Source organism: Holdemanella sp. MSK.7.32 (genome assembly GCF_024460475.1).
Lineage (GTDB): Bacteria > Bacillota_I > Bacilli_A > Erysipelotrichales > Erysipelotrichaceae > Holdemanella.
Genome location: NZ_JANFYN010000007.1, coordinates 1 through 16,509, shown reverse-complemented (window position 1 = coordinate 16,509; position 16,509 = coordinate 1). Strand labels below are relative to the sequence as shown.

Genomic DNA, 16,509 nt, shown 5'->3' with positions numbered 1-16,509 from the left:
CTAGGCACAAACTTTCGAGTTTGTGCTTTTTTTTTCATTCGTGATACATTTAGTTTAGGTGAAGATTATGAAGTATCAAAAATTAGTGAAAGAAGTAGAAGGTGTTGGAAAACTAAAGTTAAGTGAGCAGGAAAACTTTTATCGTGATGTATTAAATGAAAGTTCAAATGATTTAGAAGTTATGGTTGCGGCCACTTTACAAATTCGAAAAAAAGATAAAAAGATTCCAATCCTTGCGATGAGTGCCAATGCGTATATGCAAGATATTCAGAAATGTTACGAGGCTGGTATGAATGGGCATATTAGTAAACCTTTATATTTAGAGGATCTAAAAGATCGAATTATTCAAATTATATAAAAAGCCAGGTTTTTCCTGGCTTTATTAAATGATGATACCATTGCAGTGATCAATTTCATGTTGAATGATTTGAGCAACAAAACCAGAATAGGATTGTTTACACTTTTTAAAAGATTCATCTTGATATTCAACAGTAATATTTTCATAACGAGTTGTATTTCTTTCACCCTCTAGGGATAAGCAACCTTCTTTGACTTTGTAAGGTCTAGATTTCTTTGTGATTTTTGGATTATACATCACAATTTGTGCAGGTCCAATCGCAAAGATAATAATATTTTTAGAAACACCAATCATATTGGCAGCCATGCCTACGCATCGATCACTATAAGCTTGTAATGTATCTTTTAAATCTTGAGCCACTTGTGTATCCATTTTTGTAGCGGGAGATGATTTAATAGCTAAGAAAGCTTCATCTTTCATTATTGGTTTAATCATAACATACCTCTTTTCTTCAAAAATCATATTTGTTTTAGATGTTTTTTTCAAGTATAATTGGCATATGCTGAAAAATATAGTATTTGATTTAGGAAATGTATTGGTTAAATTTGATTCAAATGAATTGATTTATAGCTTCTTTAATGAAAGACAAGAGGAAGTGAAATCATTCTATTTTGATTCTTTATGGAATGAGTATGATCAAGGACTCTATTCAGTGGAAGAAATGATTGAAAAGGGAGTAAAACAATTTCCTGAATTAGAGTTAAATATTAAAGAATTGATGTATCATTGGACAGAATTTGTGATTCCACTAAAAGATAATGTTGCGTATATTAAAGAACTAAAAACTTTAGGATACAATGTATATATTCTTTCAAATATTCCAGAAGATGATACAAAGTATTTGAGAAGTTGTGGTGTGTTTGATAATATAGATGGCGGTGTTTTTTCTTATGAATATAAGAAGATTAAACCGGATCCAGAAATATTTCATATATTATTAAAAAAATATGATCTTAAGGCATCTGAATGTTTATTTTTAGATGATCGAAAAGAGAATGTAGTTGCAGCAAGTAATTTGGGATTTGAAACAATTGAAGTTAAAGATTCAAGTAAGGTTATTGACTTAATAAAGGAGAAAATTAGTGAAGTGTAAAGTAGAAAAAATATGCGGTGGATGTTCACTTTTAAAACTGAAGCCGAGTATGCAGGCAGATAAAAAGAAAAAAGATGTGGAAGAATTGGTTGAAAAAGCACATTTAAAGGTTCGCGTTGGCGATGTGCATATGGCAAAGAATGATACACATTATCGTAATAAAGTGATTATTGGTTTTGCGAAAGATAAAGGAAAAGTATATTCAGGTTTATATGCGCCTCATTCGCATCGTGTTGTGAAGACTGAAAATTGTATAATGCAGCCAAAACTTGTCAATGAAATTATCAACAAGATAACAGAACTTGTTGGCTCTATGAAATTAGAATTGTACAACGAAAGAACAGGGACTGGTTTATTGCGCCATGTATTGATTCGTTGGGGACATAAAACAGATGAAGTGATGGTTGTATTTGTCACAAGTCAGAAAATTTTTCCTTCAAGAAAAAATATGGTGCGTGTATTAACGAGTGAATTTCCACAAATTAAAACAATTGTACAAAATATCAATCCTAGAAAGACAAGTATTGTTTTGCAGGATGAAGCTATTGTTTTATATGGGGATGGTATGATTCATGATGAGTTATGTGGTTTAGACATCGCGTTTTCACACAATTCGTTCTATCAGATTCATTCTGAACAATGTGAAGTATTGTATGGCTTAGCTAAGAAAATGTTAGATTTAAAGGAAACGGATACAGTACTAGATACATATTGTGGTGTTGGTACAATTGGTTTAACAATGACAGATTCTTGTAAGAAAGTCATGGGTGTAGAAGTCAATCCGGATGCGATTGAAAACGCAAAATACAATGCGAAACAAAATAAAATCAAAAATATTGAATTTGTTGCGATGGATTCAACCGAGTTTATGCGCCAGGCAAGAAAATATCACAATCATTATGATGCGATCATTTTAGATCCACCTCGTGCAGGTACGACAAAAGATTTTATTGAGTGCGCAACCGCTTTAAATCCAAGAAAGATTCTGTACATTTCTTGCGATCCAAGAACACAGGTTCGTGATTTAAATCAATTTAGAAAACAAGGTTATGTCACAAATAAACTAGAATTAGTGGATTTATTCCCTTATACAGATCATATTGAAAGTGTTTGCGTATTAGAAAAGAAACAATTCAACGCAAAGCCTACAAAAAAGGCCCAAAGACAAGCACAATTCAGATCAAGTAAAATGAGTAAGAAAAAACGTTAGGAAGCAAGTATACTTCCTTTTGTGCATATGGGTATGTTTAAATTGTTTGGAATGCTATAATTTGTGTAACAGAACGGAGAATATATATGTTAGAAATTGGAATTCAAGCACCTGATTTTGAACTGCCTGATCAAGATGGTGTGATGCATAAATTAAGTGATTATAAAGGTAAAAAGGTTATCTTATATTTTTATCCAAAGGATAATACGGCTGGGTGTACAAAACAGGCTTGTGGTTTTTCTGAAAGATATCCACAATTCTTAGAAAAAGGAGCTGTCATTTTAGGGGTCAGTAAAGATACAGTGGCTTCTCATAAGAAGTTTCAAGAAAAGTATGGCCTTGCCTTTACTTTGTTGGCAGATCCAGAAAGAAAAGTGATTGAAGCTTATGATGTATGGAAAGAAAAGAAGAATTATGGAAAGGTATCAATGGGTGTGGTTCGTACAACGTATCTAATAGATGAATCTGGAATTATTGTTCGTGCAAATGATAAAGTAAAAGCGGCCAATGATGCTGAAAATATGTTGGAAGTAGTTTAGGCACTGCTTCCTTTTTGTATTTGTATTAAAGGATTATGAGGTATAAAATTTCATTTGGGTGATACTATGTGGATTTTATATGCGACAGGTTCTGCCTTTTTTGCAGGAATCACTTCAATACTCGCAAAATGTGGGATTTCAAAAACAGATTCCGATGTGGCAACCGCCATACGTACCATTGTGGTTTTAGTTTTTTCGTGGATTCTTGTTCTTTTAACTGGAACTATATCCGGTATTACGGATATCAGTGGAAAAACTTTGTTGTTTCTAGTTTTGTCTGGAATCGCAACAGGAGCTAGCTGGCTATGTTATTTTAAGGCTTTACAAAATGGGAATGTGAATAAGGTGGTTCCAATTGATAAGTCCAGTACGATTTTAACAATATTACTGGCTTTAATTTTCTTTCATGAAGGCTTGTCTTTAGCTAAAATTGGCTGTGTATGCATGATCGGTGTAGGTACGATGTTGATGATTACTCGAAAAGATGAGTCTGAATCTAATTCTTCAGATAAAAGCTGGTTGATGTATGCAATTTTGTCAGCTGTATTTGCGAGCCTTACATCAATTTTAGGTAAGATTGGTATTTCTGGAATTGATTCTAATTTAGGTACGGCCATTCGTACAAGTGTTGTATTAGTCATGGCCTGGCTTATGGTATTTGTGAAAAATAAGCAGTCTGAAATAAAATCTATTGATATTAAAGAATTATTATTTATTATCTTATCTGGCTTTGCGACAGGAGCATCTTGGATATGTTTTTATCGTGCTTTACAGGATGGACCTGCAAGTGTGGTGGTTCCCATTGATAAATTGAGTATACTTGTAACAATTGGTTTTTCTCGTGTTGTATTTCATGAAAAGCTATCTAAGAAGGCATTACTAGGTTTAATTTTGATTACAGTGGGTACTGTAATTATGACAATGATATAGGAGAGTTTATGTGTAGATATAGAAAAATTGATTTAGAGCAATGGGCTCGTAAAGAGCATTATTTGTATTATACAAACAGTTTAAATGTTGAAGTCAATATGACGGCCAATATGGATGTGAGTGAGTTATTAACTTTTTGTCATACAAATGGATATAAATTTTATCCCACGTTGATTTATTGTGTGACTAAAGTATTAAATCGAATTGAGAACTTTAAAATGTTTAAAGATAAAAATGGAGATTTATGTGTGTGGGATTCTTTGGTTCCTAACTATACGATTTTCCATGAAGAAGATCATACATTTTCGGATTGTTGGACCGATTTTACGGATGATTTTGATTCTTTCTACAAAAATATTACTTCTGATATGGAATTAGGTAAAACAAAAAGGGGAATCAAAGTAAAGGAAGGCCAACCTGCAAACTTTTATTGTGTTTCATGTACACCATGGACTGCATTTACTGCGGTTTCAAGTCGCGTGGTCAATGGGGGTGCTGCCTTCTTTCCAATCATCACAGCCGGAAAATATGATGAAAAGAATCAAATGCCGCTAAATATCACAATTGCGCATGCCGTAGCTGATGGGTATCATATTGGATTGTTTTTTGAGTATCTACAAAAAGAAATTAGTAAGGAATATTTAAATTCAAACCTTGAATAAAGGCCTTGGATGGGGTGCTCTATTTACTTTTTGGGCAAAGTGTTATAAAATTTTTAATGTAGGTATAAATTGAAAAGGAGATATAAAAATGAATCAATCACCACTTCAAAAAGCTAGATACCAATACAGTCCAAAATTGCCTGGAATGTTAAGAAATGGTATTTCAGAAATCTGTGTTAAGGAAGGAAACGCAACTCAAAGTGTTGCAGACCAAGAAAAAATCGCGGCTTTATTCCCTAACACTTACGGAGAAAAAGAAATCACATTCGAAAAAGGAGAAAATACTTCTGCAGCTAAAAAACAAGTTGTAGGTGTAATCTTATCTGGTGGACAAGCACCTGGTGGACACAACGTTATTTGTGGTCTATATGATGCATTAAAAGCTACTAGTAAAGAAAATGTTCTTTACGGATTTAAAAATGGTCCTATTGGATTATTAGAAGACAACTATGTAGAATTCGATGATGCTTATATCGATGCATACAGAAATACTGGTGGATTTGATATTATCGGATCTGGACGTACAAAATTAGAAACTGAAGAACAATTCGCAGTTGCTGCAAAAGTTTGTGAAAAACACGGAATCACTGCTATCGTAATTATCGGTGGTGATGACTCAAATACAAACGCTGCTGTATTAGCTGAATACTTTGCTGCTCACAATACAGGTGTTCAAGTTATCGGTTGTCCAAAAACTATCGATGGTGACTTGAAAAACGAAGACATCGAATGTTCATTTGGATTCGATACTGCAACTAAAACATATAGCGAATTAATCGGAAACATCGAACGTGATGCAAACTCTGCTAAAAAATACTGGCACTTTGTAAAAGTTATGGGACGTAGTGCAAGTCACGTAGCTTTGGAATGTGCTTTAGAAACTCAACCAAACATTTGCTTAATTTCAGAAGAAGTTGCTGCTAAAAAACAATCTTTATCTGAAATCGCTGACTACATTGCAGATGCTGTTGAAAAACGTTCTGCAAATGGAAACAACTTCGGTGTTGCAATCATCCCTGAAGGTGTAGTTGAATTTGTTCCAGAATTTAAAGCATTGATTGCTGAAATCAACGAATTATTAGCTGGAAACAAAACAGAAGAATTTAACGCATTAGGTAGCTGGGAAGAAAAATATGCATTCATTGAAAAAGGTTTAACTGCTGAATCAATGGCTGTATTCGCAATCTTACCTCAAACTATCCAACAACAATTATTCTTAGAAAGAGATCCACACGGAAACGTACAGGTATCTTTAATTGAATCAGAAAAATTGTTCTCAGCTTTAGTTAAAGATAAATTAACTGAAAGAGGATTTACAGGTAAATTCAATGCATTACACCACTTCTTTGGATACGAAGGACGTTGTGCATTCCCATCAAACTTTGATGCTGACTATTGTTACTCATTAGGATACAACGCATTCATGTTGATCCAATATGGATATAATGGATATTTATCAAAAGTATCTAACTTATCTAAACCAGCTGAAGAATGGGTTGCTGGTGGTATGCCAATCACTAAGATGATGAATATCGAACGTCGTAATGGTGAAGATAAACCAGTTATCAAAAAAGCATTGGTTGAATTAGATGGAAAACCATTCAAATATTTCGAAGCAAACCGTGATACATGGGCTGTTGAAACTGCATATACTTATCCAGGAGCTATCCAATACTATGGACCAACTGAAGTATGTGATTTAACAACTCGTACATTAGCTTTAGAAAAAGGTGAATAATAAATAAAAGAATGCTTCGGCATTCTTTTTTCTTAAAGGGGAGTGAAATTTAATGAAGTATATGATCGCAAGTGACATCCATGGTTCAAGTTATTATTGTCAAAAACTAATGGATGCTTACAAATACGAAAAACCAGATCGATTGATTTTATTGGGGGATATTTTATATCATGGCCCTAGAAATGATTTACCAAAAGATTATGCACCTAAAAAAGTGATTGAGATGTTGAATTCCATATCAGACTCGATTTTATGTGTTCGTGGAAATTGTGATTGTGAAGTCGATCAAATGGTATTGGATTTTCCATGTTTAGCAGATTATTCTGTGTTAGATATAAACGGACTTTTTATCTATTGTACACATGGACATTTAGAACCTGTTAAATTAAAAATGGGGGATATATTACTATGTGGACATACCCATGTTCCTACCCTTGAAGATCGAGATGGTATTATTTATATGAATCCAGGATCTGTTTCGATTCCAAAAGAAAACAGCCCTCATAGTTATATGATACTAGAGGACTGTGTATTTACTTGGAAAGATTTAGAAACGCTTAGCCAATACCGTTATAAAGAATTCCCAAAATCAAAATAATGATGGCAAGAAATACATATACATATTTGCCTAAGAATTTAAAAGTCGGTCCTACCGGCTTTTTTCTTCCTTTATCTAATTCTTGTTTTAAAGCGTTCCAGCCTAAAATATAGTAAATGGTAATGGCTCCAAGTAGTGCTGCAAAAGGAATAATGTAGATTGTGACAACATCCATCCATTTACCTACAATATCACCATTTTCAATACATACAGATATGGCGAATGTGATAATGCCACAAAGTAAAACAGCATTCTTTCTCGAAATGTGAAAGCGGTGTTGCCAAGACTCACACACAGCTTCAAGCATGTTGATTAAACTTGTGATTCCGGCGAAAGCTACTGAAATAAAGAAGAATAGGGCAAAGAGATTGCCGAGTGGCATTTGTTTAAATACTTCAGGAAGGGTTAAAAACATTAAACTAGGACCGCTAACGGGATCAATGCCAAAAGAAAATACGGCAGGCATAATGGCAAGTGCTGCTAGCATCGCAGCAATTGTATCAAATACAGCCGTCTGCACACTTGCCTTTGGAATATCCACATCATCCTTTAAATATGCTCCATATACAATCATTCCAGAACCAGTAATGGATAAGGAGAAAAAAGCTTGTCCCATGGCCATGATCCATGTTTCTTTGTTGAGTAAACATTCCCATTTAGGAACAAACAAAAATTTATAACCTTCGATAGCACCGTCAAATAAGCTGACACGAATGGCAAGGAATATAAATAAAATAAAGAAGGCTGGCATCAATACTTTGTTGACTTTTTCAATGGCATTTGTGGCACTTGTGAATAACAATAAACAAGTCACAAACAAGACTAAAAAGTGACATGGTACATTTGAAAAGGATTGTGTCATATTCGTAAAGAAAGCTGGAATACTATTCGTGAGTAGTTCGTTTGTGACTACACCTTGAATGCTGCGAAATACCCATCCTAAAATGACACTGTATCCAATCGCAATTCCAAGAGATCCAAGTAGTGGAAGCCATCCAATATATTTACCAAATTTATTCTTCCAACAATATGTATAAGCACCTAACGTTCCGGTTTTTGCCATTCTTCCTAGCGCAAATTCAGCCGATAAACCAACAAGACCAAATAAGGCGATAAAAATTAAATATGGAATCAGAAAGGCAGCTCCTCCATATTGTCCTAAACGATATGGAAACATCCATATGTTTCCCATTCCTACGGCAGAACCTACACAGGCAAGCACAAATCCTACCGTACTTTTAAAATTTCCGTTTTTATTCATTTGTAGTACCTCGATGTTTCTTAGTATATCACAAAAATGATATAATATTTAAACAGGTGATGAGTATGTTTGTAGAAGAAAGACAAAATTTAATTTTAGAAGATTTACAAGAGAATGGTAAAGTGTTGGTAAAAGATTTAAGTACACGTTTTGGTGTAACACCCGATTTAATTCGTAAAGATTTAGCTTTTTTAGAATCGAAAGGGAAATGTAAAAAGATTTATGGTGGAGCGATTTTGAATCGTTTAAATGTTCATTTAGAGGATGCCAATTCTAGAAAGAATGTGAATAGTAAGGAGAAACAAAAAATAGCGCAAATGGCTTATGATTTGATTGAACCAAATATGACAGTCTTTTTGGATATTTCGACTACGAATATTGAATTAGCTAAATTATTAGTGTTAAGACCTATTTCAGGTATTACAGTCGTTACGAATATGTTGGATGTAATTCAGATTCTTTCTACAAGTCAAATTCATTCTATTTTCATTGGTGGAGAATTTGATTATGCAAGAAATGGTTTTGTGGGTAATATGTGCGATGAATTTCTTCAACGATTTCATTTTGATTTATCTTTTTTAGGTGTGGTTGGTATAGATTTAGAATCTGGAAGTGTTATGACCTATATGCCGAATGATGGTCAAACAAAGCGTATTGTTTTAAAACAATCGAAAAAGGCCTATATGTTGGCGGATTCGGATAAGTTTTATCAAATGGGAAATTATGAGTATGCCAAGGTAGATGCGTTTTATGGAATTCTACAAACAATAAAAAGTAATAAAAAGTAATAAGGAACTATTGATTTTGATCATAGTTCTTTTTATAATCTAATTGTAGATGGAGGACTTACTATGTTAAATCGTATTTCTATTCTGAAAGATAAAATGTTATCTCAACCACGCTTTGTAAGTATTGAACAAGCTTTGATTATTACACGAACATATCAAGAAAATGAAGATAAATCGATTCCTTATAAGCGTGCACTTTCTTTGTATAACGCATTAAATGAAATTGAAATTGGTATGGAACCTGAAGAGTTGATTGTGGGAAATCGAACAAAAGGTGTTCGTTATGGTGTTGTATTTCCAGAAAGTGGAATTTCTTGGGTGGATCGTGAATTTGAAACGATTCCAACACGTCCTCAAGATAAGTTTAATGTTCGTCCTGAAGACATTGAGACTTTTCGTAAAGTGATTGTTCCATATTGGAAAGGTAAAAGTTTAGAGGATGTTATTAAGAATCGTTTTGGTAATGAAATTAGTGCAATTTCTAAAGTAGTAAAAGTTAATCAAACCGATCATGCTCAGGGGCATATTTGTCCAAATGTTAAAGAATGGCTTCAACTTGGTCCACAAGGCTATATTGATTTAGCTAGAAATCATTTAAAAATATGTTCTGAATCAAAAAAAGAATTCTATGAATGTGTTATTTTAGTCATGCAAGGTGTTCAGAAGTTTATGCTTCGCTATCATGATTTGGCTTTGGAGATGAACAAAAAGGAAGTGGCAGAAATTTGTGAAAATTTGGCTTATAAACCAGCTGCCACATTTCATGAAGCATTACAGTCATTATGGTTTTTATTTGTAGTGCTACACATGGAAAGTAATGCATCTAGTTTTTCTCCGGGTCGTTTAGATGAAACTTTATATTCTTACTATAAACAAGATATAGATTCAGGCATGTTAAAAGAAAGTGAAGCTTTAGAATTAATTGAATGTTTATGGTTGAAATTCAATGAGATCGTATATTTAAGAAATGCGCATAGTGCTAAATATTTTGCGGGTTTTCCAATTGGATTCAATATTTGTGTGGGTGGACAAGACCAAAATGGAAACGATTTTAGTAATGAATTGAGTCATTTGTTTTTAAAAGCACAAGAAGATATTGGTCTTCCACAACCCAACTTATCCGTTCGACTTCATGAACATACGAATGATGAACTGTTAAAGCATGCGATTCGAGTTGTTTCAAAAGGAAGTGGAATGCCACAATTTTTCAATGATAAGGCAATTATTAAGGCGATGGAAGATTTAGGTATATCCCATTTTGATGCCATGGATTATGCGATTGTTGGTTGTGTGGAACTTACAACACAAGGCAATAATTTAGGTTGGTCGGATTCGGGCATGTTTAATATGAATAAGGTGTTAGAACTTACTTTGAATCATGGTCGTTGTTTGTTGACGGGAAAACAAATGGGGCCTGATTATGGGGCTTTAAGTACATATACTTCGTTTTCTGATTTAGAATCTGCCTTTGAAAAAATGATGGATTATTTTATTGATAAAATGATTCCATGTTTAGAAGAAGTGGAAAAAGCACATATTGATATTTTACCAACAGCCTTCTTATCAAGTGTCATTGATGATTGTATGGAAAAAGGAATGGATGTCACGCGTGGTGGTGCGCATTATAATTTGTCGGGTATTCAAATGATTCAGGTGGCAAACCTTGCAGATAGTTTGGCGGCTTTAAAAAAGCTTGTATATGATGAAAAGAAAATTGATGCAGCTGATTTAGAAAAAGCTTTGAAAGAAAATTTTTCAAACAATGAAGTCATGCGTCAGATGTTACTAAATCGTGCACCTAAGTATGGAAATGATGTGGATTGGGTGGATGAGCTTGGTGCAAAATGGGCATTAAAGTTTAGAAATAAATTAAAAAAATATACAAACTATCGTAATGGAGAATATCATACAGGAATGTATACGGTGAGTGCCCATGTTCCTATGGGAGAAAATGTAGGGGCTAGCTGTGATGGAAGATTTGCCAAAACGCCTTTGGCAGATGGTGGATTATCGGCTGTGTATGGTCGTGATTTAAAGGGCCCTACGGCAGTATTAAAATCGGTGTCGCATTTAGATAATTCTTGTACAACAAATGGTGGCTTGTTAAATATGAAGTTCTTACCTGAATTCTTTAAAACAGAATCGGGTATTGATAAGTTTGCGAATTTTATGCGCACATTTGTTGATTTAGAGATTCCACATATTCAGTTTAATGTGGTTCGTAAAGAAGATTTATTAAATGCCAAAGCACATCCGGATCAATATCGCTCTTTGACGGTTCGTGTTGCTGGTTATACAGCATATTTTACAGAACTTGCTGGAGAGTTGCAGGATGAAATTATCGCAAGGACAAGTTATGACAACATCTAAAGGGTATATATTTGATATAAAGCGTTTTGCGACACACGATGGAAAAGGAATTCGTACAACGGTGTTTTTTAAGGGGTGTCCACTTCGCTGTAAGTGGTGTCAAAATCCAGAAGGATTGTCATATTTACCACAAGTCTTGTATATGGAATCCAAGTGTATGCATTGTCTTAGTTGTGTACATGCATCAAAACAGGGTGGAGTTAGATGTGTAAATCATAAAATTAGTGTTTCAAGAAACGCAAGAGAAGATTGGGATGCGATTTGTGATATATGTCCTACTTTAGCTTTGAGTATGGATGCCAAAGAGTATACGGTAGAGGAATGTGTTCATGAAATTTTAAAGGATGAAATATTCTTTAAAAGAGAAGGTGGAGTTACTTTCTCAGGGGGAGAGCCCTTTTTACAAAGTGATTTCTTGATTAATTTATTAAAGGTTTGTAAGGAAAAAGGAATTCATACGGCTGTTGAAACAAGTCTATATACGGATTTAGAGAATGTACAAAAGGCTTTACCTTACTTGGATCAAATTTATTGTGATTGTAAATTGTATGATGAAAACTTGCATAAACAGTATACGGGTGTTTCAAATGAAAAAATATTAAAAAACATTGCGTATTTACTTAAGAGCAATAAAAAAGCGCACGTGATTGTTCGTACGCCTTTAATTCCGACTATGACGGCATCCTTTGATAATATTTCTTTGATTTCGAAGTTTTTGGTTTCATGTTATGAGGATGTTCATTATGAAATCTTGAATTATAATCCTTTAGCTCAATCTAAATATGCATATTTGGATATGGAGTATTGTTTTAAAGAAAATCCAAAAATGTATTCTAGTGAAAAGATGCAAGAGTTCTATGATTGTGCAAAACAAAATGGTATAAAGAATCTAGTTATCGATTAAGGAGCGTAGGCTCCTTTTTAAAATTAAATTATATTTTTTGATATATGAAGGTAGCCCGATATTTTCTTTCATTGAGAAAAGTAAATGGAATGAGTTGCTGTATAATTGTAAACGTTGAGACGATTCGTGTTGGATTGAATATCGATTATTCCTTTATTTATAGCTTTTTATGTATTTCAAGTCAGTATTATATGCTTTGTGTGTAAACACTGTGTTAATGATTTATTTAAATAAATTCACATATTTTTAAAAAAAATAAAAAAAACATTTGACGAAGTGGGAAGTATTTGGTAATATAGATGAGCACTGCTGAGGTGCACATGATCTTTGAAAACTGAACAGGAAATAAAATACAAACTAAAACGTCAATTTCGAAACAAACAATTGTAAAGAAAGATGTCAGAGACATCTAAGAGCTAAATCAAATGGAGAGTTTGATCCTGGCTCAGGATGAACGCTGGCGGCATGCCTAATACATGCAAGTCGAACGAGAGGAGAAGAAGCTTGCTTCTTTGAATCTAGTGGCGAACGGGTGAGTAACACGTAGGTAACCTGCCCATGTGCCCGGGATAACTTCTGGAAACGGATGCTAAAACCGGATAGGTAGCAGACAAGCATTTGACTGCTATTAAAGTGGCCTTGGCCATGAACATGGATGGACCTGCGGTGCATTAGCTGGTTGGTGAGGTAACGGCCCACCAAGGCGACGATGCATAGCCGGCCTGAGAGGGCGGACGGCCACATTGGGACTGAGACACGGCCCAAACTCCTACGGGAGGCAGCAGTAGGGAATTTTCGTCAATGGGGGGAACCCTGAACGAGCAATGCCGCGTGAGTGAGGAAGGTCTTCGGATCGTAAAGCTCTGTTGTAAGAGAAAAACGGCACTCATAGGGAATGATGAGTGAGTGATGGTATCTTACCAGAAAGTCACGGCTAACTACGTGCCAGCAGCCGCGGTAATACGTAGGTGGCGAGCGTTATCCGGAATGATTGGGCGTAAAGGGTGCGTAGGTGGCAGATCAAGTCTGGAGTAAAAGGTATGGGCTCAACCCGTACTGGCTCTGGAAACTGATCAGCTAGAGAACAGAAGAGGACGGCGGAACTCCATGTGTAGCGGTAAAATGCGTAGATATATGGAAGAACACCGGTGGCGAAGGCGGCCGTCTGGTCTGGATTCTGACACTGAAGCACGAAAGCGTGGGGAGCAAATAGGATTAGATACCCTAGTAGTCCACGCCGTAAACGATGAGAACTAGGTGTTGGGGGAATAACTCAGTGCCGCAGTTAACGCAGTAAGTTCTCCGCCTGGGGAGTATGCACGCAAGTGTGAAACTCAAAGGAATTGACGGGGGCCCGCACAAGCGGTGGAGTATGTGGTTTAATTCGAAGCAACGCGAAGAACCTTACCAGGCCTTGACATCCCTTGCAGAGGTATAGAGATATATCCGAGGTTATCAAGGAGACAGGTGGTGCATGGTTGTCGTCAGCTCGTGTCGTGAGATGTTGGGTTAAGTCCCGCAACGAGCGCAACCCTTGTGATATGTTACTAACATTGAGTTGAGGACTCATATCAGACTGCCGGTGATAAACCGGAGGAAGGTGGGGATGACGTCAAATCATCATGCCCCTTATGGCCTGGGCTACACACGTACTACAATGGCGTCTACAAAGAGCGGCAAGCCTGTGAAGGCAAGCGAATCTCATAAAGGACGTCTCAGTTCGGATTGAAGTCTGCAACCCGACTTCATGAAGCTGGAATCGCTAGTAATCGCGAATCAGCATGTCGCGGTGAATACGTTCTCGGGCCTTGTACACACCGCCCGTCAAACCATGGGAGTTGGTAATGCCCGAAGCCGGTGGCATAACCCTTCGGGGAGTGAGCCGTCGAAGGCAGGACCGATGACTGGGGTTAAGTCGTAACAAGGTATCCCTACGGGAACGTGGGGATGGATCACCTCCTTTCTAAGGAGAAAGAAGAAACGTGGAAATTGAAGAGTAGGTTGTAAAAATCCTGTTTAGTTTTGAGAGGTCATAGACTTCTCAGAAGAATCGATCTTTGAAAACTGAGCAACTAAGAAGAAAAGACATAACAGAAAAGGTCTAAAACGTAAGTTGTAAGATAAACTGAGAAAACAGTAAAAAAACAGTTCTTGAAAAAGAACATCTCGAAACACACGAGAACCACTGATTAAGTAAGGAAGGGCGTACGGCGAATGCCTTGCCACTCGAAACTGAAGAAGGACGCGCCAAACTGCGAAAAGCTCCGTGAAGCTGTAAGGAAGCGAAGAAGCGGAGGTGTCCGAATGGGGGAACCCGGCAGCAGACATGAGCTGTCATCTGCAGGTGAATACATGGCCTGCAAGAGAGGTACCCGGCGAACTGAAACATCTAAGTAGCCGGAGGAAAAGAAAACAACAGTGATTCCCTGAGTAGCGGCGAGCGAAAGGGGAGAAGCCCAAACCGGTCCGAGGACCGGGGTTGAAGGACCATGATATGGCAAGAACGAGGATAGGAGAACGGGATCGAAAGCCCGGCCGAAGAAGGTGAAAGCCCTGTAACCGAAATCCAAGGGAAGCCTAATGGGATCCTGAGTACGGCGAGACACGAGAAATCTTGTCGGAAGCAGGCGGGACCATCCGCCAAGGCTAAATATAAACGAGTGAGCGATAGTGAACCAGTACCGTGAGGGAAAGGTGAAAAGAACCGCGGGAGCGGAGTGAAAGAGAACCTGAAACCGTATGCCTACAAGAAGTCAGAGCCCGTTAAGGGGTGATGGCGTGCCTTTTGTAGAATGAACCGGCGAGTTGCGACAGACTGCGAGGTTAAGGAGGAAAGACCGGAGCCGAAGCGAAAGCGAGTCTTAAGAGGGCGAAAGTAGGATGTTGCAGACCCGAAACCGGGTGATCTAGCCATGAGCAGGTTGAAGTTGAGGTGAAACTCAATGGAGGACCGAACCGACTACCGTTGAAAAGTTAGCGGATGACTTGTGGCTAGGGGAGAAATTCCAATCGAACCCGGAGATAGCTGGTTCTCCCCGAAATAGCTTTAGGGCTAGCGTCGGAAAGAACCTTAGTGAAGGTAGAGCACTGAATGTGTGATGGCCCCATCCCGGGGTACTGAATACAATCAAACTGCGAATGTCATTAAGGATGTCCGGCAGTCAGACTGTGAGTGATAAGGTCCATGGTCAAGAGGGAAACAGCCCAGACCGCCAGTTAAGGTCCCAAAATACAGGCTAAGTGGAAAAGGATGTGGGGATGCCCAGACAACTAGGAGGTTGGCTCAGAAGCAGCCATCCTTTAAAGAGTGCGTAACAGCTCACTAGTCGAGTGACCCTGCGCCGAAAATGTACCGGGGCTAAGCCTGATACCGAAACTGCGGATTGTAGGAAACTATAGTGGTAGGGGAGCGTTGTATACGAGCAGAAGCCGTACCGTGAGGAGCGGTGGATTGTATAGAAGTGAGAATGCCGGTGTGAGTAGCGAGATGTAGGTGAGAATCCTACACACCGAAAGCCCAAGGATTCCAGGGGAAGGTTCGTCCGCCCTGGGTAAGTCGGGACCTAACGCGAGGCCGAAAGGCGTAGTGGATGGAAAGCAGGCGAAAGATTCCTGCACCCGTATATGGAGCGAAGGAGTGACGGAGACGGATAGTGTGACCCTCTTAATGGATTGAGGGCGAAGCGAAGCGGCTGGTTACCAGGCAAATCCGGTAACCTTAAGGCTAGAGCGTGACAGGTAAGCGAAATCTTAGGAAAGTAGCGAAGCACATGATGACGGCTTCCAGGAAAAGCTTCTGGCAATGCATATGCGGCCCGTACCAAAACCGACACAGGTGGGCAGGGAGAGAATCCCGAGGTGAGCGAGAGAACTGTTGCCAAGGAACTCGGCAAAATGACTCCGTAAGTTAGCGAGAAGGAGTGCTTAAGCAATTAAGCCGCAGTGAAGAGGCCCAAGCGACTGTTTAACTAAAACACAGCTCTCTGCGAAGTCGCAAGACGAAGTATAGGGGGTGACACCTGCCCGGTGCTGGAAGGTTAAGAGGATCTGTTAAGAGC

13 protein-coding genes and 2 rRNA genes are annotated in these 16,509 nt (G+C 37.5%); 13 read left to right on the top strand and 2 right to left on the bottom strand.

Annotation, left to right across the window (positions count from 1 at the left end; genetic code table 11):
• Positions 1–67 precede the first annotated feature (67 nt).
• On the top strand, positions 68–358 hold the full coding sequence (locus NE544_RS02765) for a response regulator (protein WP_256268242.1): 291 nt from the start codon (positions 68–70) through the stop codon (positions 356–358).
• A gap of 24 nt (positions 359–382) precedes the next feature.
• Here NE544_RS02765 and NE544_RS02760 read toward each other — a convergent pair whose 3' ends face one another.
• Positions 383–793, bottom strand: a complete 411-nt coding sequence (locus tag NE544_RS02760; RefSeq protein ID WP_117571224.1) for a peptide deformylase — start codon at positions 791–793, stop codon at positions 383–385.
• 64 nt (positions 794–857) lie between these two features.
• On the opposite strand from NE544_RS02760, the gene NE544_RS02755 reads away from it, so the two are divergent.
• The 7 genes from NE544_RS02755 to yfcE all read left to right on the top strand — a co-directional run bounded on the left by NE544_RS02755 (position 858) and on the right by yfcE (position 7,128).
• The gene (locus tag NE544_RS02755) at positions 858–1,451 is read left to right on the top strand and encodes an HAD family phosphatase (RefSeq protein ID WP_256268241.1); all 594 of its coding nucleotides are present in this window, start codon (positions 858–860) and stop codon (positions 1,449–1,451) included.
• Positions 1,441–2,661: a 23S rRNA (uracil(1939)-C(5))-methyltransferase RlmD gene (gene rlmD / locus NE544_RS02750; RefSeq protein WP_256268240.1), complete on the top strand. Its 1,221-nt coding sequence runs from the start codon at positions 1,441–1,443 to the stop codon at positions 2,659–2,661. The genes NE544_RS02755 and rlmD overlap by 11 nt, the downstream gene beginning before the upstream one ends.
• Positions 2,662–2,747: 86 nt before the next feature.
• Positions 2,748–3,200 carry a peroxiredoxin gene (locus tag NE544_RS02745; protein ID WP_003865762.1) on the top strand — a complete coding sequence of 151 codons (453 nt, stop codon included), beginning with the start codon at positions 2,748–2,750 and terminating at the stop codon, positions 3,198–3,200.
• A gap of 66 nt (positions 3,201–3,266) precedes the next feature.
• Entirely contained in the window at positions 3,267–4,130 is an 864-nt protein-coding gene (locus tag NE544_RS02740; protein ID WP_256268239.1) for an EamA family transporter, read from the top strand.
• An 8-nt stretch (positions 4,131–4,138) separates the two neighbouring features.
• Positions 4,139–4,792, top strand: a complete 654-nt coding sequence (locus NE544_RS02735; protein ID WP_256268238.1) for a chloramphenicol acetyltransferase — start codon at positions 4,139–4,141, stop codon at positions 4,790–4,792.
• An 88-nt stretch (positions 4,793–4,880) separates the two neighbouring features.
• Positions 4,881–6,530, top strand: coding sequence for a diphosphate--fructose-6-phosphate 1-phosphotransferase (locus tag NE544_RS02730; protein ID WP_118116365.1), 1,650 nt, complete (start codon positions 4,881–4,883; stop codon positions 6,528–6,530).
• A gap of 52 nt (positions 6,531–6,582) precedes the next feature.
• Entirely contained in the window at positions 6,583–7,128 is a 546-nt protein-coding gene (gene yfcE, locus NE544_RS02725) for a phosphodiesterase (protein ID WP_117571230.1), read from the top strand.
• On the opposite strand, the gene NE544_RS02720 is transcribed toward yfcE, so the two are convergent.
• Positions 7,088–8,389, bottom strand: a complete 1,302-nt coding sequence (locus NE544_RS02720; protein ID WP_256268237.1) for a sodium-dependent transporter — start codon at positions 8,387–8,389, stop codon at positions 7,088–7,090. The genes yfcE and NE544_RS02720 overlap by 41 nt on opposite strands.
• A gap of 65 nt (positions 8,390–8,454) precedes the next feature.
• On the opposite strand from NE544_RS02720, the gene NE544_RS02715 reads away from it, so the two are divergent.
• The 5 genes from NE544_RS02715 to NE544_RS02695 all read left to right on the top strand — a co-directional run.
• Complete coding sequence (locus NE544_RS02715; RefSeq protein ID WP_256268236.1) at positions 8,455–9,177, top strand: DeoR/GlpR family DNA-binding transcription regulator; 723 nt, start codon at positions 8,455–8,457, stop codon at positions 9,175–9,177.
• Positions 9,178–9,240: 63 nt separating this feature from the next.
• Positions 9,241–11,547 carry a formate C-acetyltransferase/glycerol dehydratase family glycyl radical enzyme gene (locus tag NE544_RS02710; protein WP_256268235.1) on the top strand — a complete coding sequence of 769 codons (2,307 nt, stop codon included), beginning with the start codon at positions 9,241–9,243 and terminating at the stop codon, positions 11,545–11,547.
• Positions 11,510–12,451, top strand: coding sequence for a glycyl-radical enzyme activating protein (locus NE544_RS02705; protein ID WP_118116357.1), 942 nt, complete (start codon positions 11,510–11,512; stop codon positions 12,449–12,451). Before NE544_RS02710 ends, NE544_RS02705 begins: the two co-directional genes overlap by 38 nt.
• 422 nt (positions 12,452–12,873) lie before the next feature.
• A 16S ribosomal RNA gene (locus NE544_RS02700) occupies positions 12,874–14,414 on the top strand.
• Positions 14,415–14,638: 224 nt separating this feature from the next.
• A 23S ribosomal RNA gene (locus tag NE544_RS02695) occupies positions 14,639–16,509 on the top strand; the annotation flags it as partial.